At 54.8% G+C, this 23,161-nt stretch carries 23 protein-coding genes; 16 read left to right on the top strand and 7 right to left on the bottom strand.

Going from position 1 to position 23,161, the window contains the following annotated elements:
- Nucleotides 1-223: 223 nt before the first annotated feature.
- The 4 genes from Q0W94_RS09820 to Q0W94_RS09805 all read left to right on the top strand — a co-directional run bounded on the left by Q0W94_RS09820 (nt 224) and on the right by Q0W94_RS09805 (nt 2,930).
- The gene (locus tag Q0W94_RS09820; protein WP_297758468.1) at nt 224-970 is read left to right on the top strand and encodes a response regulator transcription factor; all 747 of its coding nucleotides are present in this window, start codon (nt 224-226) and stop codon (nt 968-970) included.
- Nucleotides 971-1,017: 47 nt separating this feature from the next.
- Complete coding sequence (gene bioF, locus Q0W94_RS09815) at nt 1,018-2,193, top strand: 8-amino-7-oxononanoate synthase (RefSeq protein ID WP_297758466.1); 1,176 nt, start codon at nt 1,018-1,020, stop codon at nt 2,191-2,193.
- An 84-nt stretch (nt 2,194-2,277) separates the two neighbouring features.
- Nucleotides 2,278-2,484 carry a glycogen debranching protein gene (locus tag Q0W94_RS09810; protein ID WP_297762412.1) on the top strand — a complete coding sequence of 69 codons (207 nt, stop codon included), beginning with the start codon at nt 2,278-2,280 and terminating at the stop codon, nt 2,482-2,484.
- A gap of 131 nt (nt 2,485-2,615) precedes the next feature.
- Nucleotides 2,616-2,930: a DUF5132 domain-containing protein gene (locus tag Q0W94_RS09805; protein WP_297758464.1), complete on the top strand. Its 315-nt coding sequence runs from the start codon at nt 2,616-2,618 to the stop codon at nt 2,928-2,930.
- Between the two features lie 57 nt (nt 2,931-2,987).
- Here Q0W94_RS09805 and Q0W94_RS09800 read toward each other — a convergent pair whose 3' ends face one another.
- Nucleotides 2,988-3,869, bottom strand: a complete 882-nt coding sequence (locus tag Q0W94_RS09800) for a universal stress protein (protein ID WP_297758461.1) — start codon at nt 3,867-3,869, stop codon at nt 2,988-2,990.
- A 548-nt stretch (nt 3,870-4,417) separates the two neighbouring features.
- On the opposite strand from Q0W94_RS09800, the gene Q0W94_RS09795 reads away from it, so the two are divergent.
- Together Q0W94_RS09795 and Q0W94_RS09790 are read left to right on the top strand one after the other, a co-directional pair.
- Nucleotides 4,418-4,705, top strand: coding sequence for a Mo-dependent nitrogenase C-terminal domain-containing protein (locus tag Q0W94_RS09795; RefSeq protein ID WP_297758459.1), 288 nt, complete (start codon nt 4,418-4,420; stop codon nt 4,703-4,705).
- Between the two features lie 129 nt (nt 4,706-4,834).
- Nucleotides 4,835-5,437 (top strand): ComF family protein, encoded by a 603-nt coding sequence (locus Q0W94_RS09790; protein ID WP_297758458.1) that lies wholly within the window; start codon nt 4,835-4,837, stop codon nt 5,435-5,437.
- On the opposite strand, the gene cobS is transcribed toward Q0W94_RS09790, so the two are convergent.
- The 4 genes from cobS to Q0W94_RS09770 form a co-directional block, all read right to left on the bottom strand.
- On the bottom strand, nt 5,368-6,099 hold the full coding sequence (cobS, locus tag Q0W94_RS09785; RefSeq protein WP_297758454.1) for an adenosylcobinamide-GDP ribazoletransferase: 732 nt from the start codon (nt 6,097-6,099) through the stop codon (nt 5,368-5,370). The genes Q0W94_RS09790 and cobS overlap by 70 nt on opposite strands.
- Nucleotides 6,096-7,583, bottom strand: coding sequence for a pitrilysin family protein (locus Q0W94_RS09780; RefSeq protein WP_297758452.1), 1,488 nt, complete (start codon nt 7,581-7,583; stop codon nt 6,096-6,098). The genes cobS and Q0W94_RS09780 overlap by 4 nt, the downstream gene beginning before the upstream one ends.
- Before the next feature lie 32 nt (nt 7,584-7,615).
- The gene (gene polA / locus Q0W94_RS09775) at nt 7,616-10,453 is read right to left on the bottom strand and encodes a DNA polymerase I (RefSeq protein ID WP_297758450.1); all 2,838 of its coding nucleotides are present in this window, start codon (nt 10,451-10,453) and stop codon (nt 7,616-7,618) included.
- A gap of 90 nt (nt 10,454-10,543) precedes the next feature.
- Complete coding sequence (locus Q0W94_RS09770) at nt 10,544-13,642, bottom strand: FHA domain-containing protein (protein WP_297758448.1); 3,099 nt, start codon at nt 13,640-13,642, stop codon at nt 10,544-10,546.
- Nucleotides 13,643-13,918: 276 nt separating this feature from the next.
- On the opposite strand from Q0W94_RS09770, the gene Q0W94_RS09765 reads away from it, so the two are divergent.
- From Q0W94_RS09765 to Q0W94_RS09720, 10 genes are all read left to right on the top strand, one after another.
- Nucleotides 13,919-14,467, top strand: coding sequence for a DapH/DapD/GlmU-related protein (locus tag Q0W94_RS09765; RefSeq protein WP_297758444.1), 549 nt, complete (start codon nt 13,919-13,921; stop codon nt 14,465-14,467).
- The gene (locus tag Q0W94_RS09760) at nt 14,464-15,003 is read left to right on the top strand and encodes a methyltransferase domain-containing protein (protein ID WP_297758441.1); all 540 of its coding nucleotides are present in this window, start codon (nt 14,464-14,466) and stop codon (nt 15,001-15,003) included. Before Q0W94_RS09765 ends, Q0W94_RS09760 begins: the two co-directional genes overlap by 4 nt.
- A complete protein-coding gene (locus Q0W94_RS09755; protein ID WP_297758437.1) occupies nt 15,000-15,713 on the top strand; it encodes an FkbM family methyltransferase in 714 nt (237 codons plus the stop codon). Before Q0W94_RS09760 ends, Q0W94_RS09755 begins: the two co-directional genes overlap by 4 nt.
- Complete coding sequence (locus Q0W94_RS09750; protein ID WP_297758434.1) at nt 15,713-16,750, top strand: glycosyltransferase family 10 domain-containing protein; 1,038 nt, start codon at nt 15,713-15,715, stop codon at nt 16,748-16,750. Before Q0W94_RS09755 ends, Q0W94_RS09750 begins: the two co-directional genes overlap by 1 nt.
- A 569-nt stretch (nt 16,751-17,319) precedes the next feature.
- Entirely contained in the window at nt 17,320-18,201 is an 882-nt protein-coding gene (locus Q0W94_RS09745; RefSeq protein WP_297758432.1) for an alpha-1,2-fucosyltransferase, read from the top strand.
- Between the two features lie 5 nt (nt 18,202-18,206).
- Nucleotides 18,207-19,268 (top strand): glycosyltransferase, encoded by a 1,062-nt coding sequence (locus Q0W94_RS09740; RefSeq protein WP_297758429.1) that lies wholly within the window; start codon nt 18,207-18,209, stop codon nt 19,266-19,268.
- A gap of 11 nt (nt 19,269-19,279) precedes the next feature.
- Nucleotides 19,280-19,762, top strand: coding sequence for a glycosyltransferase family A protein (locus tag Q0W94_RS09735; protein WP_297758426.1), 483 nt, complete (start codon nt 19,280-19,282; stop codon nt 19,760-19,762).
- 725 nt (nt 19,763-20,487) lie between these two features.
- Entirely contained in the window at nt 20,488-20,949 is a 462-nt protein-coding gene (locus Q0W94_RS09730; RefSeq protein WP_297758423.1) for a pentapeptide repeat-containing protein, read from the top strand.
- 3 nt (nt 20,950-20,952) lie between these two features.
- Nucleotides 20,953-21,105, top strand: coding sequence for a hypothetical protein (locus Q0W94_RS09725; RefSeq protein ID WP_297758420.1), 153 nt, complete (start codon nt 20,953-20,955; stop codon nt 21,103-21,105).
- Nucleotides 21,098-22,174: an Era-like GTP-binding protein gene (locus Q0W94_RS09720; RefSeq protein WP_297758417.1), complete on the top strand. Its 1,077-nt coding sequence runs from the start codon at nt 21,098-21,100 to the stop codon at nt 22,172-22,174. The genes Q0W94_RS09725 and Q0W94_RS09720 overlap by 8 nt, the downstream gene beginning before the upstream one ends.
- Here the strand turns inward: Q0W94_RS09720 and dcd are convergent.
- On the bottom strand, nt 22,141-22,722 hold the full coding sequence (gene dcd, locus Q0W94_RS09715; RefSeq protein WP_011056667.1) for a dCTP deaminase: 582 nt from the start codon (nt 22,720-22,722) through the stop codon (nt 22,141-22,143). The genes Q0W94_RS09720 and dcd overlap by 34 nt on opposite strands.
- A 66-nt stretch (nt 22,723-22,788) precedes the next feature.
- Nucleotides 22,789-23,130 carry a hypothetical protein gene (locus Q0W94_RS09710; RefSeq protein WP_297758412.1) on the bottom strand — a complete coding sequence of 114 codons (342 nt, stop codon included), beginning with the start codon at nt 23,128-23,130 and terminating at the stop codon, nt 22,789-22,791.
- Between the last annotated feature and the right edge of the window lie 31 nt (nt 23,131-23,161).

Genomic DNA, 23,161 nt, shown 5'->3' with positions numbered 1-23,161 from the left:
AAACCCCACTTCATTTTGTCACTAGAATTTTGTCACTAGAGAAGGGGTAAGAATTTTCTATTGTGGGAACAAGAAAAAACCCTAAAGTATTATTCGTTACGAAATACTGGGTATTAGATTTGCTAAATTAGCATCCAATTCATTCAGATACTGCCATCCTGTTGCACCTTCTGCCAAAGTCTCCCAGAAATGTAGAACCACATCTTGTTGTGGGGATGTATTCATGTTGATGCACATTGAAATTATTGAAAGCAACCCCCACCTGCGTTCCCTCCTTGGCTGGCACCTACAACAAGTGGGGCACATTGTTCACCTTGCCAGTGGCTGTCAACAGGGACAGGAGGTGTTTCAACTGCGCCATCCCGATTTAGTTGTTCTCGATCTGGACTTAAATGAGGGAAACGGCTTGGAATTATGCCGCTGGCTCCACCATCAAAGCCCCGTTTTGATTTTAGTCCTTTCCGCCCGTGAGAATGAAGCGGAGGTGGTGACGGCGCTGCGGGCAGGCGCCGATGATTATTTGGCCAAGCCCTTTGGGATGCAGGAGTTTCTTGCCCGCGTCGAGGCCTTGGGACGGCGAGCACGCCCCTGTTTACCCAGCATCTTGAACCTAGGTGAGTTGCAAATAGATTTGGTGCAGCGGCGAGTGGTAGTACGCAATGTCCCAGTGGACTTAACACCGCAGGAATTTAGCTTGCTCTATGTCCTCACCCAAATGGGGGGCACGCCTTTGAGTCGTCAGGAATTGCTGCGGCGCGCTTGGCCAGAGAGCATTGATAACCCCCGCACCGTCGATACGCATATTTTATCTTTGCGTAAGAAAATTGAAGTGGATCCGCAACAGCCACGTTTGATTCAAACCGTGCGCAATGTCGGCTATCGGCTGCACCTTGAGCCATTGAATGGGCGCCACCAGCAGCATGGCAATCAACTCCGTCCCCCGCGATCGCCCCGCCATGTATTGGTTTAGACCACGTCTTTTTAGACTTTGTCAACTCTGCCCTAAAATATTCCCAAATGAGCGATCCCTTTGACTGGCTAAAGCCTGCCCTAGATACGCTGCACCGTGCCCATTGGTACCGCCAGCCCCTGCTCAGTGGCGCACCGGCGGCCGTAGTGAGTGTAGGCGAGCCGCCTCGTCCATTGATTAACTTTTGCAGCAATGACTATCTAGGTCTGGCCAACCACCCGCAGGTGAAAGCCGCCGCCATTGCAGCCATTCAACAGTGGGGTACCGGAGCCACAGGCTCTCGCTTGCTCAGTGGGCAGCGCCACCTCCATGCCCAACTCGAGGGGGCGATCGCCCAGTGGAAGGGTACAGAAGCTGCCTTGGTCTTCAGTTCCGGTACTGCGGCCAATCTTGGCACCATTGCTGCCCTTGTGGATCAGCGGGACGTGGTGCTTGGGGATGCCTACAACCATGCCTGTCTGAAAAAAGGCGCCCGCCTCAGCCAGGCTACGTTCTATGAATACCCCCACAACAATGTTGCCGCCCTTGCTCAACTCCTAGAGACTCATCGCTCCCAATACCGTCGTTGTCTCATCCTTACTGATGGGGTCTTCAGTATGGATGGGGATATTGCTCCCCTACCGGAAATTTTGGCTTTGGCAGAGGCCTATAGGGCTATGGTTCTAGTGGATGATGCCCACGGCACAGGGGTGTTGGGAACCAATGGTGCTGGTACCTTAGCCGCCTTGGGGCAAGCCAGCGCGGCGGTCATTCAAATGGGTACCCTCAGCAAAGCCCTCGGTAGTTTAGGGGGATACATTGCCGGCTCCCACGCCCTGATCACCTATCTGCAACACCGTGCCAGCACATGGATCTATAGCACTGGCCTCTCACCGGCGGACGCTGCTGCTGCCCTTGCTGCCCTTGAGCAACTCCAAACAGATCCTTCCCGGCGCCAAGCCCTAGAGGAGCGCATTCAACAACTAGAAAAAGGCCTGCAAGCATTGGGTTGCCCGGTTTTGCCCCGTCCCCTACCGACTCCTATCTTTTGCCTGCCTGCTCCCGATCCAGCCACCGTCCTCCAATGGGGTCAGAAATTACAAGAGGCCGGATGTTGGGTGGCGGCGGTACGGCCACCGACTGTGCCCTTTAGTCGTCTGCGCATTACCCTAAGAGCCGATCATACCCCCGCGCACATTGAACAACTACTGGCAGCATTGGCAGCTTTATTAAAGTGCTGTTAAGAAGGCCTGACGATCCCAGGGTATTTCGCCTAGGCTGTAGATAGTTCTGTGAAATCGGCAAACTGCACCAAGGAGTGAGCGATGATGACGATTTGGGTAAGTGAGCAAATAGATCCCTCTGGCTTGCTTTATGCCTGCATTGCCTGTTGTAATGAAGCCCAGGCGAGGGAGTGTGTGCAGTCCTTTGAGAAAAACTTGACAACAGAACAAAAAGCTGCTGGTTGGCAAGTTCGCCTGCGTACCGTGGCCTCTTGGGATGATGTTCCCAGTACTGCCCTCAAGCTCTCCTAAGCTTTTGGCTCAGCCCTGCATAAGATTCTGGGTGGAGCGATTAAGCGAGTGGGGACATGGCCCTCCCTGCACCTTTGCTATCATAGGTGCGATGTACTTATCATTGCTCTTTCTTTGGAGGATGCCGCAGAATGGAGTTTGAAGCCCTGTTACTTGGTTTAGAACCACTCGCCGTGCTTGCCCTTGGGGTTGGTGCTGTTGCTGTTGCTCCTGTTGTGGGTGCTGTTGACTCAATGACCGGTCACAACTTGGCAGAGCAAGCTCGCAATGCGGCAAAATCAGGTTTGATGTGGGCCTTTGAAACCTATGAGAAAGCCCAGACGGCGATCGCTGAAGCCAGTGAGTCTTTCCAGGACTTGGTTGCCGAAGCCCGCTCGGAAATGATGGAGCAAAAAGCAGCAAAGGCCGCTGCTCCTGAGGAACCCCGCGAAGTGACGATTAGCTAGGTCTTAGCTCCCGATTAAACTCCTTGGGGTAGTTTTGCTGCCCCATGCTTTAATCTATTAGCGACCAGCGGGCGGAAAATAGATCACAGGAAAGAGGCAACGGCGAATGATTTCCCCGGCAAAGCTGGGGATTGATAATTCCCAAATTTTACCAACGGAACTAGAGGAAACCGCAATTCCATAGATGTCCCGATATTGAGCTGCCAACTGGACTTCCACAACCGGACTGCCAAAGCGAATCTCTGTTTCAACGCTCAGGCCATAGCCAGTGAATTCCTGCTTTAGCTGGGCCAGGATTTTTTCCGCCTTGGGGCGCTCCTCAGCAATCCCCAGCTCCCTTTGACCCGCATCACTAATAATCCAGCAAAACGTTAGGGAAGCAATGCTCGTTTGACCGGGCTGTTGGACACCCTGCCGCAGTTTTTGGACGAGGTGCTGGGCTGAGGGGCTGTGGTCGTAGGGGACAAGGAGATGACGAAAGAGATTTTGACAGCGGAGATTCAGTTCTGCGGTGGTCATCACCCACAACAGGTGCGGGCGCATAATCATGACTGGGACTTTAATCCGTTGCAGTACCTCAATGGTTGTACTGCCAAAGAGTTTCTCATCCAATAGATTGCGGACGGGACGGCTAGCCAGTACCAAGTCAATGTGATGTTTTTCAACGGTGTCCAGAATGGCATCAGCGGGGCGGCGATTTTCAATGATCACCTCTGCTTTAAAATCGGCTGGCACATTGGTGGGGTCAATTTTGAGTAACTCACGCGCCTGTTGCAGCTTTTCCTCCCGTAGCCGAGGCTTATCCCCATCCTCGTTTATGGGGCGGGCATGGAAAAAGATCAATTTGCGGGCACCTGCGGTTTGCAGTGCCTCAAGGTAGTGGGTGAGTTTGGGGAGGCCATCATGGAGATCCGTTGGAATCAATATGTTCTTAAACATACCAGTGCTCCCCAATGCCAGACTCTAATTGCAGATTAGCTTAGGAAGGGGGATGTGTGCTAGTAGGCTGTGATTAGCACTCACCTGCGGTTGGCATGATGCCCCCTCATCCTTTGAATTCCAAGGCTATAATTTCTGCATCTGAAGTGGCCGCCGCGGACTTCAGTGGCTATAAGGGCAACTTTTCGGAAAACCTCATCGTCAACTTCAACAGGAGTCACTAGAATAAGGATGGATACAGGATCATCATTAAATTCAACAATGTATCCACTACTACTAAATCTCTCTGAAACAACTCTGAAACAAGGAGATTGTCTATCGTGATGCCATTTTCATTGAGATTTGTCTGGGGTGTCGCGCCTCGCTAGGGATGATCCAAAGTGAATCAGAACCACCTTTTTGCCATAAGAGGCAGCGACAAGTTTGCTCTTCTTAAAACATCATTTTAAGTGATTGCAATTCCCTTCTGAAAAGGTGGGGAAGGGAATTGAGCGCTGCCAACTTCAATGCGCTGCCAACTTCAATGATTGAGTTGAGGTGTTGAGTTGATGATGATTTTTACGTTGGGGCAACGTCTGCTCCGCACGATCCTGTGGCCGGTACGGCAGTGGCTAGAGCATCTGGAAGTGCGCGATCGCCAGCTTGCCCATCGTCTGTGCCGCTTGATCCCGGCCCAGTGTCCCTTTGAACGCGATATTGTGGTTGCCAAATGGCACATTCACATTCCGCCGCTGTGCCACCTGAATCCCCTCTATGAGGAACTGATGGTGCTGCGCTACCGCGCCCTTTGCTACTTGGCAAATGAGTGCCATGAGGATATTAGTGCTTACTGTTAGCCCATAGGGGGTGCCCTAGTGTGGCGATCGCTGACCTCCTTTTTAGTGCAGCAGCCCTGTTCCTGTTGTGGTCGGGCAAGTCCCCAAAGGATTTGTAGGGATTGTGTCCGGCGCCTGAGGTCATGGGAAGTGCGCCAACGGCAACGCTACTGGCGGGGCAGTCTGCCCCTTTTTCCTTGGGGGTACTATCAGCAAGACCTCAAGCGGGCGATCGCCACCATGAAATACAACAACCAGCCGGAGCTGGGTGCCCTTTTTGGCCAATGGCTGGCCTTGAGTTGGTTAGAATCGAGGATCGTCGAACGCCTTCCCCTCCAGATTGTGCCTGTTCCCCTCCATCGCGACAAATTGAAAAGCCGCGGCTTTAATCAAGCGGCGCTCATTGCTGAGGGTTTTTGCCGTGCCCTTGAGCTACCCCTTGCCCCAGCAGGATTAATCCGCCAACGGCCAACCCAGTCGATGTTTCACCTTTCCCTGACAGAACGCCAGGCCAATCTGGAAAATGCCTTTTGCCTTGGGCACGGTCTGGAGCGACAACGCTGGCTATTGCTGTGCGATGACATCTATACAACGGGAACAACGGCACGCAGCGCCGCCACCGTATTGCGCAAGGCAGGATACAAGGTTTTGGGCATCATCACCGTGGCTGTGGCCCTACCCGATCAACTGGCTGATCCAACCGTAAAGGCAGCCAGCATCAAGGCTTCCGTCCACTCCACCACGGCACCGTAGGTATCCCCCGTGTGACCCCCCAACTGCCACTGAAACCATGCAGGGATCAAGAGAATTAAAAGCAGACCAAAAAGCAATTGCCCAAGGGGCAGCGGCAGCAGGAAGTTGAGTAAGAGCACAAGTAAACCACTCGGCCAAAAATCGCGGGGAAAGACACCACTGGTTTTATGGATCTGACCCGTGCCCTGGGGTTTCAAGTAGGGATAGCGGGCGATCGCCCACACCTGAGCGAGGCGCCCCACCACCAATACCCAAACCAAGACGCTGCCCTTTGCCAGACTGCTTAGGCTTGTGACTTTCAAAAGCAGGATCACAATTGCGGCCATGACGCCAAAAGCCCCTACTCGACTATCTGCCATCACCTCAAGACGCCGTTGTTGATCCCTGACAGCTAAACCATCGGCAGTGTCCATCGCCCCATCCAAGTGCAATCCGCCCGTCAGTGCCAACCAAAGGGCCACCAGCACCACACTCGCCACTGGGGAGGGAATCTGCAAAAAATCCAGCAGCCACTGCACTCCCCAGAGCATTCCCCCCAGCACAATCCCCACCCAAGGACACCACTTGGCTGCCCCCGCCAACTGAATTGGCCAGCTAGGGGAGATGGGCAAACAGGTGTAGAAGGCGATCGCCCCCAGCCATTCCTGCCAAAGGGATTTCATAGACGGGTTTGAATCTGCGCCACAGTTCGCTGCTCAGGTTTCAGGGCTTGAGCCAGCCGCTGAATATCGGCCGGGGTAATGTCATTAATTGCCTCTAGGCGAGTAAAGAGTTGTTGCCAGCCACCCCCCTTTACGGCATACTCCGCCAAGAGTTTGGCCATGCCCTCATTGGACATCAGGTTTTGCAGCAGCTCCATCCGCAGTTGCGTTTTCACCCGCTCCAATTCTACTGGGGTCACGGGGGTAGTTTGCAGTGCCTTGAGTTCCTGGGCAATGCCTGCGGCCAGGGCAGCCGTTGTTTGCCCCGGAGCTGGCGCCCCATAGATGAGAAAGCGATTGGGGTATTTATTACCCGGAAACCCCACGTAGGCCTGCACATTGAGGGCAAGTTTTTGCTCAAGAACCAGGGAACGATAGAGACGGGAGGTGCGACCGCCAGTGAGGAGGCGAGCCAAAATTTCATAGGTCAGATAGGCAGGCTCGCGCAGGGGTGGGCAGGGATAGGCTTCGATGTAGAGGGGCTGGCTTGCTAATTGGAGGGTGATTTGGCGAGGGGCTGTTTGCGGTGCTTCGGGGGGAATGGTTGTGGTCTTGCCCGTCCCCCTGGGATAGCGACCAAAATAAACTGTGGCTAATTCCTTAACCTGTTGCGGATCCACGTCTCCCACCAACACCATTGTCATTTTCTCGGGGGTGTAATACTGGCGAAAGAACTGCTCCACATCGGCGCGGCGCAGGTTTTGAATGTCTTCACGGTAGCCAATGACGGGTCGGCGGTAGGGATGCTCCCGAAAGGTCGTGGCCAAAAAAGCCTCAAAAAGCTGCCCTGTGGGGGAATTTTCTGTGCGCAGTCGCCGCTCCTCAAGGATGACGGCTTTTTCCTGATAGAAGTCGCGAAAGACGGGCTCCAAAAAGCGTTCTGACTCTAGGGACATCCACAGTTCCAATTTGTTGGCGGGAAAACTGTAAAAGTAACGGGTGGCATCGGCGGAGGTGGTGGCGTTGAGACCTACTCCGCCAGCCTGTTGGACAATTTGGCCATATTGATTGTGAATCACATAGCGATCGGCCGCCTGCTGCACAGCCGCAAATTCTGTGATCAATGCCTGACGTTGCCGCTCATCGGTTGCAGCTTGCAGTTGCTCAAAGAGACGATCCAGGTGGGCCAGTTTCTCTTTTTCGGCAGCATAATCCGTTGTGCCAATACGGCGGGTACCCTTAAAGGCCAAGTGTTCGAGATAGTGGGCGACACCCGTCTGGCCTGCGGGTTCATCCACGCCCCCCACATCCACATAGGTGAGAAACGACACAATCGGGGCTTGGTGTTGCTCCATGACAATGAAGTGCATTCCATTGTCAAGATAGAATTCACTAATTTGAGCCATGGCACGGTCAATGTAGGGGCGAATTGTTTGGGCATCAGCAGGCCAGCAGCAGGCGATCGCCCCCACAAGAAGGCAGAGAAGAATTGGCCAAAAGGACACTTGCCAGGGGTGTTGCTGCCGCCTCAACAAACCTAGTTGGCCTCCAGCCAGTTGGCCGCTGCGTAAATATCCACCGCCAGGGGCACACTCAGGGGCACCGCCGTACTCATCACTTCAGGAATCGTGGTTTGCAGGTGTTCCCACGCCTCAGGGGTCATCTCCAACACCAATTCGTCGTGAACTTGCAGCAGCAGGCGAGCCTTTTCTGACGGCAACAAGGGTGCCAGCTTCACCATTGCACACTTGATAATATCGGCACTGGAACCTTGAATGGGGGCATTGGCTGCCGCCCGCAAGAGTCCCCGCTCATAATTGCTCATCTTTAGTTTACTGGGATCGACATCGGCTAAGACTTCCAAGGGCTTGCCCCGCAGGGATTGTAATTCGCGACTCTCAAATGCAAAGTAGCGCCGCCGTCCCAAAATCGTTTCCACATAGCCTTGGCTGAGGGCAAGCCGTTCCATTTGCCGCAGATAGTCAAAGACCCGTGGATAGCGATCGTAAAACCGCTGAATAAACACTTTGGCATCGGCGACACTCACGCCGGCCTCGCGGGCAAACCGCTGGGGGCCCATCCCGTAAATGACACCAAAGTTAATAATTTTGCCCAGGCGACGCTCACTGGAACTAATATCGGTTTTTTCGAAGAGAAACTGCGCCGTGAGGCGATGGACATCCGCCCCCGCTTGGTAGGCCGCCAGCAGGGCAGGCTCTTGACTCAGATGAGCGAGGATGCGCAACTCAATTTGGGAATAGTCGGCTGCCACCAGTAGCCAGCCCGGCTCTGGAATAAAGGCGCGTCGAATTTGCCGACTAAACTCGGTGCGAATGGGGATATTTTGCAGATTGGGGTTGGAGGACGAGAGGCGACCGGTCGCAGTCACCGCTTGGTTAAATTCCGTATGAACACGGCCTGTGTCTGGACGCACCAGCGTGGGCAACACGTCAACATAGGTGGATTTGAGCTTGGCAAGGGTGCGATGGCTCAAAATGAGGTCAATCACGGGATGATCTCCCCGGAGTTTTTCAAGGGTTGCGGCATCGGTGGAATAGCCCAATTTCGTTTTATGGGTCTTTTTCGTATCTAGCCCCAACGTGCCAAAGAGCAGTTCACTCAGTTGCTTGGGGGAGGCCAAGTTAAAGGGTTGTCCTACGGCATCCCAAGCCTGTTGTTGCAGGGCTGCCAGTTGCTGTTCGAGTTCTTGGGAGAGTTGCCGCAAATAGTCACTGTCAATGCGAATGCCCGTAGCTTCCATTTCCGCCAGAATGGGTTCGAGGGGCAATTCCACCTCTAGGAGCAGTTGCCGCAAGCGGGGGGTCAGGTCTGCCTCTAGTTTCTCCTTGAGAAGATAGGTGGTATGGACATCGAGGCCACAGTATTGGGCTACCGTGGCTGGTGATAGATCCGCAAGGGTTTGGTCTTTGCCGACAAGACTGCGGTAGCTTTGGGCTTGGAGGGGCAGATAGCGGTGACACAGATCCTTAAGGTTGTGGCTGGCTTCAGGATTAATGACATAGCTCGCCAGCATTGTGTCGAAGACTACGCCCCGCAGCTGAATCCCCTGAAAGCGCAACACCAAGCGGTCAAATTTAGCATTTTGCAAGACTTTGGGGTAGCGATCGCCCTCAAGAATCGGTCGCAAAGCGCTCAGGGTCTCTTGCAGGGGGAGGTTCTGGCCCGCTTTGTGCCCCAAGGGCAGATAGGCCACCTGATCAGGAGCGGCTCCCCAACAGCAACCCAGGCCCACCAGGGCAGCATCGCGGGGGTTCAAGGCCGTTGTTTCTGTGTCCCAAGCCACCGGATGATTCGCCTCTGTACAGGTTTCTAACTGGCTAATCAGCCATTGCAGCTGCTCGGGCGTTTCAATGAGTTGCACATTCAAGGGAGGGGGGGTATCCGTGGCCGCAAAAAACCACGTTTCCTCTGAGTCAGTCTCTAAATCGGGGAGTATACCCCCCAAGCGTCGGTGCCAGTCCTGAAGTTGCATTCGCAGGGCGCGAAACTCCAACTGATCTAACAGGTGCTCCAGCGCTGGCCAGTCAAAGGGACTCAGATGCAGGTCCTCCAGGGGGAGTTCCAAGGGGACATCGTGGACAATTTGGGCCAAGGTACGGGAATGGCGAGCAGCCGCCTCCCCATTGATCAGCTTGGTTCTTAGGCTGGGGGGCGTGATCTCATGGATGTGGGCGTAAATGTCCTCCAGGGTGGGGTATTGACTCAGCAATTGCACAGCGGTTTTGGGGCCAATGCCCTTAATACCGGGAATGCGATCGCTGGCATCGCCACAGAGGGCTTTATAGTCCACAATTTGTTCTGGCCAAACCCCCATTTTTTCCCTAACCTTGAGGGCATCAAAGGCCTCCAGACCCTGTTTGCGCTGGCCAAGGGTATTCCCTAGATACAAGACCTGGACTTGACCCTCGCGATCAATCAATTGAAAGAGGTCGCGATCGCCACTGACAATGGACACTTGCCACCCTTGGGATCGCAGGCGGTGAGCCACCGTACCAATTACATCATCCGCTTCATAGCCCGGCTGACTCAATAGGGGCAAACGCAGGGCCCGCAGCAGGGCCTGCAAATTGGCAATATCGGTAATAAAGTCCTCCGGGGTTTCGGCGCGACCTGCTTTGTAGTTTTCATCGGCGGCGTGGCGAAATGTTGGTCCCCCCAAGTCAAAGGCAATGGCTACATGGTGGGATTGCTGCTGCTCCAGAATCTCTAGGAGGCTCTTGAGAAAGCCAAAACACACACTGGTAGGAATCCCCGTAGAGGTGTGCAAGCCCCCGTCTCGCCCCTTGCTAAAGGCGTAGTAGGCACGAAAGGCCAAGGAATGGCCATCAATCAGCAGCAGATTGGGGGCGGACATAGGATTGTAAAGACAAAACGGCGGCGGATGACTTTATCCATTATTGATTAAAAAATCACTAAAAAATTTGGCCTAAAAGCTTGCAGTATTTCAACGGCCAAAGTCACGGCGTTTTTGGCAGAAGGGTAAAGCCACTAGCATTGCCAAGATGAGAAGGCTTTGATTCCGCCAATGGCGTTGCACATCCACAGTAAACATATACCCTTGATCCCGCTGGAAGCGACTGATAGTGCCCTGCGCTTCATTGATGGCGCGACTGCGCTGGCGATTCCACTCGGCGTATTTTACTTCCCACTCGTCCATTGCCGCCCGATAGGCTTGCAGCCGTCGGAGGTAGTCCTGGAGCGCCGCCGGATCATTGGGGGGATCGCCGGGAGGCTCTGGCTGCGGCGGTGCGGGTGCATCCACGGCGGGTACGTATTTGGAGCGAATTCCGGGGAAGTTGCAGGTTTGAAAGAGGCCCGGGCCATAGCAAAGACAAAACTGCCGCTGCATCTGTTCGGTCATTTTTTGCCGCTCTTCCTCTGGCTCCCGCCAACAGGGGTCATTGGCAATGTCATCCCCCATACCCGTGAGCTTTACCATCGCCTCAAAGGGCCATTTAATTACTGTCAGATGGCTGATGATCTGCCCCGGTAATCCAAAGGTGGAGGCGGGCTGAATACCACCACTAAAGATAATTTGTGGCACTAAAAACATCAGCACCAGCAGGGGCACAATGTTTTGGCTAGGGGCAAGGGCAGACACCAAAAGGCCCATCGCCATACCGCCAAAAATGGCAAGGGCGAGGGTGAGGTACATAGCAAAGGTGACACCCCAATCTCCCGGTAAATCCACTGCTAGTTTTGTTACCGCCAGATAGGTGGCCGCTTGATAAAGGGCCAGACCAAGGGCGATCGCCACCTTGGAGCCAAGGTAGGGCAACAGCCGCAGGCCAACCAACCGCTCCCGCCGATAAACTTCTACCTCCTTGACCAACTCGCGCATTGTTGTCATCGCACCGATCATTACCGCAATGAGACTGGTGACAAAAATCATCGTCAGGGCTTGACCCCCATTCCCCGTTTCGGGATTAAACAGATCCCGCCGCCAAGAGACAAAACTCAGGCTGCCGAGCAAGGGAGCAATCAAAAGGGTCAGCAACAGGTGGATGCGATCTTGACTGAGGATGGTGAGATTGCGGTGGCTCAGAATCAGAAATTGTTGCCAGGGGGAGATCTTGGCTTTGGGTTCACTGCTGCGGCGGGATTTGTCCTTGGGGGACCGCTGACTTTCATCGGGCATGTAAGCCAGCGCCTGTTGGCGTCCCACAACATATTCCTGATAGAGGCGCGATCGCCGGTAGGCTAGCTCTAGCTCTTCTGGGGTGGGGGCATTGGGATTCTTTTCCTTATCCAGGGCGCGGTAAATGCCTGAAAAATCCTCTAACTTCATGTCACTGAAGCGATCGCCGAAGGTGGCGCGGAAATAGGGCAACATTTGATCCGGTGGTCCAAAGTAGGCCAGCCGTCCGCCCTCCGCCAAATAGATCACTAGATCACACTCCCGGATGTTTTGGGTGGCATGGGTGATGATGAGAATGGTGTGCCCCCCATCTGCCAACTGTCGCAGCAGGAACATCATGTCAGCTTCAGTTCCTGGATCTAAGCCAGAGGTGGCCTCATCGAGGAAGAACAGACTCGGTTGGGTCAGCAATTCTGCGCCAATACATACCCGCCGCTGTTGACCCCCACTGAGACGGGCGATCGCAACATCCCGACGATGGGTCAGCCCCAGTTCAGTCAACACTTCAGTCACCCGCTGTTGGCGTTCCGCCGGTGTCGTATCTGGGGGCATTCGTAACCTGGCAGCGTATGTCAGTGCTTGAGCGATTGTCAGCTCCTCGTGGAGGATATTTTTCTGAGGCACATAGCCCACTTGCCCTTGAAAGAGCCGATAATTGCGGTAAAAACTTGTGCCATTTACCAGTACTGTACCCGTCGTTGCTGGCCGCAATCCACTCAGGGCATCGAGGAGCGTTGACTTACCGCTGCCACTGGGACCCAGAATGGCCACAAACTCTTTGGGCATAATTGACAGCGAAATATCGTGGAGAATTCGCGTCCCCTTACCCACCACCTTAGTGAGGTTGATGGCATCCAGGCGCAGGTGACCGGATTCAGCATACTGCGTGAGAGTCTCATCGGCATTGAGGACCAGGCGATCGCTGCCAATGCGGATGCTATCCCCCACCCGCAGCAGTGTGGATGTTTCTACCTCATGCCCATTGACAAACGTGCCATTGCTGGATGCCAAGTCCGTGAGAATTAAATCGCCATTGCGGCGCTCAATTTTGGCGTGGTGACGCGAGACTGTCGGATGCTCAATGACTAAATCATTACTAGGATCGCGGCCAATCGTGAACGTGTTGTAGCCCACTAAAGAAATTGTCTTCACAGGAACAGTGGAGCTTGTATCTGGCTGACCTGACTCAGGAGTCGCCAACAGGGTTGCTGTCCCCATCAAACGCAACTCCGTTGCTGGGCTAAAGGCAACGGCATGGCGCTGGGTATCAATGCAATCAGGCAACTCCCGTCCTACATAGGTGAGAGTGACAAACTCTGTCAGAGCATAGCTTTCCCCGATTCCCAAATACGGGTGCGTCGCTAGCTGTGGATCACTGAGATCCGTGACCTGAAGATGCTGATCGACAAAGCGCAATTTCAAATGGCAGGGCAGCAGTTCAGGAGTATCCACCACGACATCGCAGCCAGGATGCGTTCCCAAAAGACTAGTTTGCTCCCTTAATCCCCAACGTTGTCGCCACGTTTTTGTGCGAACTTCAACCACAGGAACTTCAGTAGGCCTACCCACCTCGAGAGTGCCGGGCTGATATTCCTGATACTGCCAAACCAGGCGAAACCGCACTGCTGAGTTGCCAAGCGTGATTAAGTCACCATTTTCTAGAGGAATAGGAGTGTTGGGCACGACTGGCTGGCCATTGAGATGGGTACCTGCCTTACTGCCAAGATCAGTTAAATGTACTCTCCCTTCTTGCCATCCAAAGTAAGCATGGTGGCGGGAAACAGAAGGATCGTTGAGAACAATGTCGTTATCAGGGGCACGGCCAATTTTCAGTCCGCCGGTGGGTAACTGGACGCCCTGCTCACTCACTGATTTGACCAGTTCTAACCACGCTGTTTGAGTCATGACCTTGGTGCCAAAGAAGCTTGATGCCAGTCAGTGTACTGGATCCTGACGACATTGACCAAAACACTAAGAGACGGGCCCCCTTCCTCAGGACAACATCGATCTTTCTGGTCAGTCAATAAGTCAACATAGATAGCACAGAACTCTGCCTAAGACACTTTGAGAGTGGGGCTGCAATCTCTGAGTATCTAATCCCTAGACGCTCGCCCCCCTTAGCGGGTTGGGAGCAGACACTATGATGATACACTGTGCTATAAAGCTTACAAAGTTGATAAGATGACCTTTGCGAAATCAATCGCGTACGCCTTTGCCTTTGCGAGGGAAGCTTTCATGGGCATCCGTATGGCCTATTTCCGTCTGCGGCTGGGATACTTGGGGCCGCGTGCACTACTCTCTAAGGGGGTAGGGGTTGAATGGCCGCGGCATGTCCGCATCGGTGCCGACACCTCGATAGGTCCCGGCGTTTACCTGTGGGCTTCGTCACAAGGCCACATCAACATCGGCGAACACTGCGCCATCGCGGCTTACATCCGCATCGTTACTCCCACGCACGATCCTGCTGCACTGCCCATTGCAGCGGTCCGCATCAACCGGTCCGTAGAAATCGGCGACGATGTCTGGATTGGCACAGGTGCGATCATTCTTCCGGGGGTTAGAATCGGCAGCCGCAGCATCGTTGCGGCGGGAGCGGTTGTAACGAAGGATGTGCCAGAGGACGTCTTGGTCGCTGGTGTACCCGCCCGGATCGTGAAAACCTTGCTCCCTGCTGAGATTCGGCAGGAAAACGGTCGCCGAGCCTTGAATGCAAAGAGGACACGCTCATGAAACTCCACCTCGGCTGCGGCAAGCGCCATATCCCCGGCTTCGTGCACATCGACGCCATCGACTATCCCCATGTGGATCACGTCGCCACGATCGACAACCTGTCGTTCATCGCGGACGATTCGGTCGATCTGATCTACAACTGCCATGTGCTGGAACACTTCAAGCGGCGCGACGTACCCCGCGTTCTCAAGGAATGGCATCGGGTGCTCAAACCGGGCGGTGTGCTGCGCATCTCCGTCCCCGATTTCGCCCAGATTTGCAAAGTCTATCGGCGCTTCGGCAAGCTCGATCTCGTAATCGGCCCCTTGTTCGGACGGCAGGACTATCTCTACAACATCCACTACAACGTCTTCGATTTCGACTCGCTTTCCCGCAACCTCACCGAGGCGGGATTTGTCAACGTCCGCCATTACGACTGGCGGGAGACCGAGCATGCCCATGTGGACGATTTTTCGCAGGCTTATATTCCCCACATGGACAAGGAAAACGGGATTCTGATCAGCCTGAATGTCGAGTGTGAGAAACCTGTGAAATGAGGGAAACCGTGCGTGCGATAAAGGCGCGGCTTCGCTGGCTTTATGGTCTATATATCCGACGCGACCCCTTCCTCCTTGAGGTAAGACGCTGGTTCAAGGATAAGGGCGATGAGACGTTGCGACTCAATTATCCATTGACCGCTCATAGCACAGTGGTGGACATCGGAGGCTATTTGGGCGATTTCGCCGATGCGATCCACAGCCGATACGGCTGTCGGGTTTTGGTCTTCGAGCCTGTGGAGGAATACTACCGCCAATGCCTTGAACGCTTCGCTGCCAACCCAAAGATTGAAATTCATAACTATGGTTTGGGCGCCCAGGATGCAAACCGGCCCATTGAGATCAAAGGTGACGGCTCCTCTTTCATCGGAGAGTTATCGACTCCGCAACCGCAAAGGCTTGCGCAATTGAGACGGGTCGATAAGGCCCTGGAGGCGCTCGGGGTGCACAATGTCGATCTGATGAAAATCAACATTGAGGGGGGGGAATACGATCTTCTGGATACCCTGATCACTACGGGATGGGTCAATCATGTGCGTTTCCTCCAGATCCAGTTTCATCACTTCGTTCCGAATGCAAATGAACGCAGGCGAGCGATTCGGGAAAAGTTATCCGCAACTCATGTCGAGATGTGGAACTACGAATTCGTTTGGGAGAGTTGGGTGGCGAAAAAAAACCTCATCTCCCCCATGTCGCGGCGGAGTGAGTGATGAGCGCTGTTTCTGGTTTCCCTTCGGCAGCGCTGCTCGGTGCTCTCTCCTATAGTGGCGGTTCCGCGGCAGCATTTCTCGACGCGAGCACGCGTGACGGGTTAAGCCGCCCTTGGCTGGCGCTGCGTGATGCACTTCGGGCAGCGGGTTGGGAGCTGCTGGCCGCGGATGATCTCCACGGCCGTAAGCCGGATTTCGTCATTCACGTCAACGTCCATGCGACCCAGCATGCCGTTCCCACCTTTGCGATCCTGACGGAATGCGGGCTGGTGCATCCGCCCAATGTCGATGAGCACCGGTTGCGCCGCTACCAGGGGGTGTTCACGTGGATGCCGGAGCTGGTGGAAAAGGGGCTGGCAATCAAAATTCAGTTGGCGCACCCCTTGGGTAAAGGCATCGTGGATGGTTACGGAGAGCGGCCCCAACTTCTCGTCATGATCGCCGCCAACAAAGCGTTGCCCGTCTGGCGACCCGCCAAGGATCTCTATCGGGAGCGGGTGCGGGCGATTCGCTGGTTCGAACGCCATGCGCCAGAGGATTTTGCGCTCTATGGCCCAGGGTGGGATTTGTCACCACGACTCCCGACTCGGTTAGGTGGAGTCATTCATCGGATCGAAAGGAGGTTGCCCAGACTTGTGCGTTGGTTTCCCTCATGGCGGGGCGCCATACCCGCCAAGGCGCCGGTGCTCGAACGGGCGCGCTTTTCGCTCGTCTATGAAAACGTCGCGGGGCTGCGCGGCTATATCACCGAGAAAATCTTCGATGCATTCTGCGCTGGCAATGTCCCGGTCTATTGGGGCGCAGAGGATGTCACGGACTACATTCCCGAGGACTGCTTCATCGACCGGCGGCGTTTCGCCTCCTACGCCGACCTCTACGACCACCTGCGGACGATGCCGGAGGACCGTTACTTGGCCTATCAGCGCGCGATCGCCGATTTTCTCCAATCTGAAGCCGCGCAGCGTTTTTCGGTCGAGCAGTTTGCCGGGACTGTGGCCGGTGGAATCATATCGGTGCTCAAGCGTTATGCCCCATGAGCAGAACCAAAGCTGTGTTCATGACTGTTGGACGCATGCTGAAGATAGTCACCGCGCTTGGTCGGTTCGCTGTGGTGACGCACTTTTGCCATCAGCTGAGTACGCACTCGTTGCATTGCTTAACACGTTCCTGGCTTTTGCAGGATTGCTTCTCGTCAATCCCACGTGGGCAGTCGCTGCAACGGCATCTCGATGAATGCAGGATGCCATAGAACTGAAGTGGCAGCTGCAGGAGAACCGGAGTTACTGGTCATGGGGGAGCGCTAACCCTTGGAGCAGCGGCAACTGTGTGGTATGGGGTGCTGATTTAGTCCTAGAGCACTGCCTAGCAGTCATGCCGATAGAGCGCCTGGAGTTTGCGTTGCTTATCCTAGTCGTGGCAGCAGCAGCCCAGACCTGAGCAGGGCAGAATGATGACACGGTGGGTAGCTTACAGCGGTTGTGTTGTTTGTAAGGGGAGTGACCGGCGTAATGACTAGCTACCTGAATCTGCGGACGTCGGCAGGGTTTGTATGCTGAATGTCAAGTTAAGATAATAACGATCTTTGAAATAGTTAAGATGACAATCCATGGTCATCGTTCGTTTGTGCGGCGGCTTGGGCAACCAGATGTTCCAATACGCGGCGGGACTGGCGCTATCGCTTCGGCATGGTGTGCCGCTGCGCTTTGATCTCGATTGGTTCGATGGTGTGCGTTTGCACCAGGGATTGGAACTACACCGGGTGTTCGACATCGAGCTGCCACGGGTGGCCCCTTCGGAGATGCGGCAGGTGCTTGGAAGTTTTTCCCATCCGCTCGTGCGGCGCTTGCTCGCTCGCAGACGTCTGCGCTGGCTGCTGCCGCAAGGCTATGCCCTGGAGCCGCATTTTCACTATTGGCCTGGGTTTGAGGCGCTGGGTCCGAAGGCGTATCTCGACGGCTACTGGCAGTCTGAACGGTACTTTTCGGAATATCAGGACGCCGTGCGCGCAGCCTTTCGCTTTGCGCTGCCTTTGGAGGAGAGGAACCGGCAGATCGTCGCGGAGATGGCGGCATGCGAAAGCGTCTCCCTGCACGTGAGGAGGGGAGACTTCGTCCAGGATCCGGTCGTTCGCCGTGTGCATGGCGTGGATTTATCGGCCTATTACCCGCGCGCCGTCGCGCTGCTGATGGAGCGCACGCGCGAACCCCGCTTTTATGTTTTTTCCGACGACCCCGATTGGGTGCGGGCCAATTTGAAGCTCCCTGCGCCTATGATCGTGATCGACCACAACCGTGGTGAACACAGCTTCCGCGACATGCAGCTCATGAGCGCTTGTCGTCACCATATCCTGGCCAACAGCAGCTTCAGTTGGTGGGGCGCGTGGCTGAATCCGCAGCCGCACAAGCTCGTGGTGGCGCCCAAGCGCTGGTTCAACGTCGATGACTTCGACACACGTAATCTGTATTGCCCGGGGTGGACTGTGCTGTGAGTGTCATGACCGTGAAAACCTCACCGCTCGTTTCGGTGCTGATGCCTGTATTCAACGCCGAACGCTATGTTGCGGAGGCGATCGAGTCCATCCTGAGGCAATCATTCCAGGATTTCGAGTTCATCATCATCGACGACGGCTCGACCGACGGGACGTTGGACATCCTCAAACGGTATGCGGCAAGGGATTCTCGCATTCGGCTGGTCAGCCGCGAAAACCGCGGGCTGGTGGCAACGCTCAATGAAGGCATCGGGCTTGCCCGCGGGCAATGGATTGCTCGCATGGATGCCGACGACGTTGCTTTGCCCCAGCGCCTGGCTTTGCAGGTGAAGCATCTGGAGGCAACTCACGCGGACTTTTGCGGCGGGTCGGTGGAGTGTTTCGGCGGCTGGCGCACTGTGTGGCGTTATCCTGCGACCCATGAGGCGTGTGAAGTACACTTGCTGTTCGCGGTGCCCGTTGCGCATCCGACGGTGATAGGTCGGCGCGAAGCCTTTGCTCAGTTACGGTACCAGCCTGAATTTCCTTACGCTGAGGACTATGACCTTTGGCAACGGGCCTGGGCTGCAGGCTATCGCTTCGTGAACGTACCGGAGATTGTTTTGCGTTACCGGATTCACGCGGGGCAGGTTTCGTCTCGGAAGAAAAAAGAACAAAAAGAAACGTCTAAGGCGGTACGCATTCGGCACTGGCAAGCTTTGCTACCTGATCTTGGGGAGGAGGAAGTCGCCAACTTAGTCCAGGTGATGGACTGTGAGCAAGGTAAGACAGATCTTTTTGTACCTGTCTTCGAGCGGCTGCTCGCCCACTATTCCGGGGAAGCGCGGGAGATATTGCTGTCTGACATTTACTGGATATTTCGCAGGTTGGCGGGGGGCGATCGTTCTTCGGCATGGAATTGGGTACGATTGACCTCATCTTGCCGCTACGAATCCAGTGCCTTGCGCAGTTGGATGCGCGCTAGCGTGATTGCAGGAATTTCTGTATTGCATTTGCGAAGTGGCAGTCAGGGTTATCACGCTCTTAGAAGGCTGCGAAATAGGCTGACGTCGTTTACCAGGTTCTGAGCGTCGCCATTATGATCTCTGTCGTTATCCCGCTCTACAACAAAGGTCCGCATATTGCCAAAACGCTGGATAGCGTGCTGGCTCAAACGGTGCCGCCAGCCGAGATCATCGTGGTCGATGACGGCTCGACCGATGACGGACCCGAGGTTGTTCGCCGCTACCTCGATCGCGGGGTGCGGTTGATTCAGCAGGCCAATGATGGTGTCAGTGTGGCACGCAATCGAGGAGTTGAAGAAGCTGCGTGTGAGCATGTCGCTTTTTTGGATGCTGACGATTGGTGGATGCCGAATCACATCGAGACGCTGGCACGCTTAATACAACAATATCCCCAGGCGGGGCTGTACAGCACGGCTCACCTGATATATCGCGATCAAATCTATGTGAGGCCACGATCCAGTTATGCAGATGGCTGGGTTGGGCTGGTGGATGATTTTTTCTCGCTATGCACGGGGGCTTGCGCTTGTCAATTCCATTACGGCCTGCGCAAAGCGTAAGTGGCTGCTAGAAAAAGGTGGATTCCCGGTTGGCATTCGTCGCGGCGAAGACATCGTCGCTTGGTGTATGTTGGCACTGGATCACCCCGTGGCTCATGCGGAGATCGTTACGGCCGTCTATAACCAGGAGGCGGTCAACAGAACCGACCGTTTGCGTGAGTCCGAGCCACCAGGGTCACTGCGGTTTCTTGCCTCGTTGCTGGTGAAACCTGGGTTGCCGGATAGGCAGCGCAAGGGCGTGGCTCTCTTATTTGAGCGTATTGCATTCTTTACGGCAGCCGGTTTCGCGATGAACGCTGATTACGTTGGCGTCGCGGCCATACGGCAGTTAGCTTGGACGGCGAAGCGCTACATGGTGGCAGCATCACTGTGGCCGCTCTCGTTGGTGCCTAGCAGGGTGCTCCGGTGGGCTCGCCGTTGGCGGCACAGGCGGGTTTGAAGAGGGCGAGGTCATGTGCGGCCTGAGTGGATTTTGGGCGCCCGCCCCAATCGGCGAGTCACTTGGCGATACCGCCCGCCGCATAGCGGATACGCTCACCCACCGCGGGCCGGACGATGCCGGGGTGTGGGTAGATATAGTTGGAAAGCTAGTGAGGAGGGTTGCACCAGTAACTAGTGCTCTCTTGCTTCATCCTGTAAAATAAGTGGGCAAGAAGACTGTAGAGAAGTATTGTGAAGTCTATCTGACTTGTAACCTATAGATTAGATGCTCTTGGGAAGTTGTAATGGCCGCTAAGGGTGCTTTGGTCTTTTTATTGCTCCTTTTAGTTGCTCCGGCTTGGGCTACCAATCCCGCTGATTTAGAACAACTGCGGCGCACGGGTAGCTGCCCCAAGTGCGATCTGAGCTATGCCCATTTGCGGGGATGGAATCTCCAGGGAGCCGATCTGCGGGGAGCTAACCTCAACGCTGCCAATCTGCGCGGTGCCAACCTGATGGGTGCTGACCTAAGTGGCGCTATCCTTAACAATGCTGATTTAACGAAAGCCAATCTCACAAATGCCAAACTCACGGGCGCCAGTGTTCTCATCACGCGCTTGGATGGAGCAATTCTTGTGGGGGCACACTTGGTAGATGCGATTCTAGGGGGGCGCGATCGCTTGGCACAGGTGAAAACATTCCGGGATGCCACATTGCCCAATGGCGAAAAAGCCTTCTTTTTAGAAGACTCCACCCGCCGTCCCTAGCCTATGGAGATTGCGATCGCCAGCTTTATTATTTTGTTTCTGCTCAGCGAAGTCGTATTGTACCTACGGCAGTGGCTGATTCCCTTACCTGTCCTCTTAATTGCTGCTGTGGGTTTAGTGGTGGCCTCCAATTGGTCGCTCTTTCGCCGTGAGTAGCCTCCCCAGCCTAGACGCAACGGCCAAATGTCTAGAGGAACTCCTCGCCTGGCATCAGGTGCATCACCCGCATCTGGCCACCCACTGGCAGACTCTCTATGGGTTGCGCGATCGGCTGCACCAGAAGGCATGGCACATTGTTGTCCTTGGCCAAGTGGGCCGGGGCAAGTCTGCGCTTTTGAATGCCCTCTATGGCGAAGCCATTTTTCCCGTGGGCGCTATTCATGGCACCACCCAATGGCCGCGCACCGTTCGCTGGCACTGTCAAGATCAAATCGTTGATCTCACAGATACTCCCGGGCTGGATGAAGTGGCGGGGAGCGAACGGGCAGCCATGACGTGGGCAGCAGTGGAAACTGCCGATCTTGTCCTTTTTGTGACCCAAGACAGCTTCACCCCCGTCGAATGCCAAGCCCGCGATCGCCTGCGCACCCTTAGGATTCCCCACAAGCTCATTCTCGCCAAGGCGGATCTCTACCCACCCATGGCTGAAGGTATTGCCGTGAGCAGCACAACGGGTCAGGGAATTCCAGAACTGCGACAGCTGCTGCAACAGTGGCTACAACGGGAGGCTCCTCAAGCCCGTGCTCTACGAATTCTCCACCAAGCCAGTCAAGTTGAACAGAGCCTCGGGGCAGCTCTTGGCCCTCAAGACACGTCGGCATGGTCTTGGTTAACCACACAGATGGTGGCTAGTCTGCTGCTGCCGGGGGGATTTTTCGATGTGGTGCTGGCCATGATCAGTACCCTTGCTTATATCCGCAACGCGTGCCAAGCCTACGGCGTGCCTTTTCCCCTGCCGGCGTTTGGGAGTCTAAGTCAGTTTGTCTTGCTCTGGTATGCGGCGATTTATCTCGCCAGTTGGCCAGGCTTAACCTTCGGCACTGAACTCTGGGGAGTAAATACCAATGTTGTTCTACAGGGGGGAGTGATCCTCTGGGGTTACCAACAGATTCGCCGCCGGCTCGACCCCTATCTTCAGCAGGGGTATCAGTGGGGACACCATGGACCCCAACGACTGTTGCAGCAACTCACTCAAACCCGCGCCAAAGTAACAGCCTCCGGCTGATCTTGGTATTTGCCCCGCCGTGTTTCATAACTCACATCACAGGGTTCACCCTCAAAAAAGAGCAACTGCACAACTCCCTCATTGGCATAGATACGGCAGTCGGCACTGGAGGAATTCGAGAATTCCAAGGTCAGATGGCCTCGCCAGCCTGCTTCTGCCGGTGTCAAGTTGGCGATAATCCCCGCCCGTGCATAGGAACTTTTACCAATACACAGAACCGTAACATTTTCGGGTACCTGTAGCCGTTCTAGGGCAACCCCAAGGCCGTAGGAATGGGCAGGCAAAATAAAAAACATGCCATTGGCATCCTCATGGAGGGGGGCAAATTCTAAATTGGCAGGGTTAAAATTCTTTGGATCCACCACTGTCCCCGGCACATGGCGAAAGATACGAAACTCCTTGGGGCTGAGGCGAATATCGTAACCGTAGGAAGAAAGACCAAAACTAATCACGGGCTGCTCAGCCACCCGCCGCACTAATGTTGGCTCAAAGGGCTGAATCATGCCTTGGGCAGCCATGGCCCGAATCCAAATGTCATTTTTAATCATTGCGCTGCCGCAACCGCACAAACCACCCATGTATATTACAGCCCTTTTCGCATCAAAAAAACGCCCTCAACCCTGGGAACGCTTTGCTTGCCACTGACCCCAGCGATAGCCCAATTCAAACCAAATTAGGGAATTGACAAAGTAGATCGCAGCCACAGTGAACCATTGCCCTCTCTGATTTACCTCTGGCCAAAGCCACGGCAATAGAACCAACCCAAGGGCGAGACTAACTAGGAAGCCAAGACCCGTACCCCCTGCGATCACCAGCATGATGAACAAGCCACCCAGTCCTAGGCTGTTGGGCAACTGGCGGCGAAATAGCCAAAAATAAAACTGGATGAGGTAGAGATGGGGCCAACTCAGCAGGACGATAACCGCCAGCAACAGACTAGAGAAGAGGCCGCCCATCCTTTAGAAAATTCCTTCCCGGAAATGGCGT

Origin of the sequence: Thermosynechococcus sp., from assembly GCF_025999095.1 — a bacterium.
Taxonomy (GTDB): domain Bacteria; phylum Cyanobacteriota; class Cyanobacteriia; order Thermosynechococcales; family Thermosynechococcaceae; genus Thermosynechococcus.
The sequence above is the reverse complement of the archived record's forward strand: the minus strand, read 5'-3'. Positions and strand labels throughout refer to the sequence as shown.

Coding starts and splice junctions, on each gene's coding strand:
- Q0W94_RS09735 (WP_297758426.1), top strand. CDS start 19,280: ATGATCTCTGTCGTTATCCCGCTCTACAACAAAGGTCCGCATATTGCC.
- Q0W94_RS09820 (WP_297758468.1), top strand. CDS start 224: ATGTTGATGCACATTGAAATTATTGAAAGCAACCCCCACCTGCGTTCC.
- Q0W94_RS09765 (WP_297758444.1), top strand. CDS start 13,919: ATGACCTTTGCGAAATCAATCGCGTACGCCTTTGCCTTTGCGAGGGAA.
- Q0W94_RS09800 (WP_297758461.1), bottom strand. CDS start 3,869: ATGTTTAAGAACATATTGATTCCAACGGATCTCCATGATGGCCTCCCC.
- bioF (WP_297758466.1), top strand. CDS start 1,018: ATGAGCGATCCCTTTGACTGGCTAAAGCCTGCCCTAGATACGCTGCAC.
- Q0W94_RS09760 (WP_297758441.1), top strand. CDS start 14,464: ATGAAACTCCACCTCGGCTGCGGCAAGCGCCATATCCCCGGCTTCGTG.
- cobS (WP_297758454.1), bottom strand. CDS start 6,099: ATGAAATCCCTTTGGCAGGAATGGCTGGGGGCGATCGCCTTCTACACC.
- Q0W94_RS09755 (WP_297758437.1), top strand. CDS start 15,000: ATGAGGGAAACCGTGCGTGCGATAAAGGCGCGGCTTCGCTGGCTTTAT.
- Q0W94_RS09810 (WP_297762412.1), top strand. CDS start 2,278: ATGACGATTTGGGTAAGTGAGCAAATAGATCCCTCTGGCTTGCTTTAT.
- polA (WP_297758450.1), bottom strand. CDS start 10,453: ATGTCCGCCCCCAATCTGCTGCTGATTGATGGCCATTCCTTGGCCTTT.
- Q0W94_RS09740 (WP_297758429.1), top strand. CDS start 18,207: ATGACCGTGAAAACCTCACCGCTCGTTTCGGTGCTGATGCCTGTATTC.
- dcd (WP_011056667.1), bottom strand. CDS start 22,722: ATGATTAAAAATGACATTTGGATTCGGGCCATGGCTGCCCAAGGCATG.
- Q0W94_RS09750 (WP_297758434.1), top strand. CDS start 15,713: ATGAGCGCTGTTTCTGGTTTCCCTTCGGCAGCGCTGCTCGGTGCTCTC.
- Q0W94_RS09795 (WP_297758459.1), top strand. CDS start 4,418: ATGATGATTTTTACGTTGGGGCAACGTCTGCTCCGCACGATCCTGTGG.
- Q0W94_RS09730 (WP_297758423.1), top strand. CDS start 20,488: ATGGCCGCTAAGGGTGCTTTGGTCTTTTTATTGCTCCTTTTAGTTGCT.
- Q0W94_RS09770 (WP_297758448.1), bottom strand. CDS start 13,642: ATGACTCAAACAGCGTGGTTAGAACTGGTCAAATCAGTGAGTGAGCAG.
- Q0W94_RS09710 (WP_297758412.1), bottom strand. CDS start 23,130: ATGGGCGGCCTCTTCTCTAGTCTGTTGCTGGCGGTTATCGTCCTGCTG.
- Q0W94_RS09725 (WP_297758420.1), top strand. CDS start 20,953: ATGGAGATTGCGATCGCCAGCTTTATTATTTTGTTTCTGCTCAGCGAA.
- Q0W94_RS09805 (WP_297758464.1), top strand. CDS start 2,616: ATGGAGTTTGAAGCCCTGTTACTTGGTTTAGAACCACTCGCCGTGCTT.
- Q0W94_RS09745 (WP_297758432.1), top strand. CDS start 17,320: ATGGTCATCGTTCGTTTGTGCGGCGGCTTGGGCAACCAGATGTTCCAA.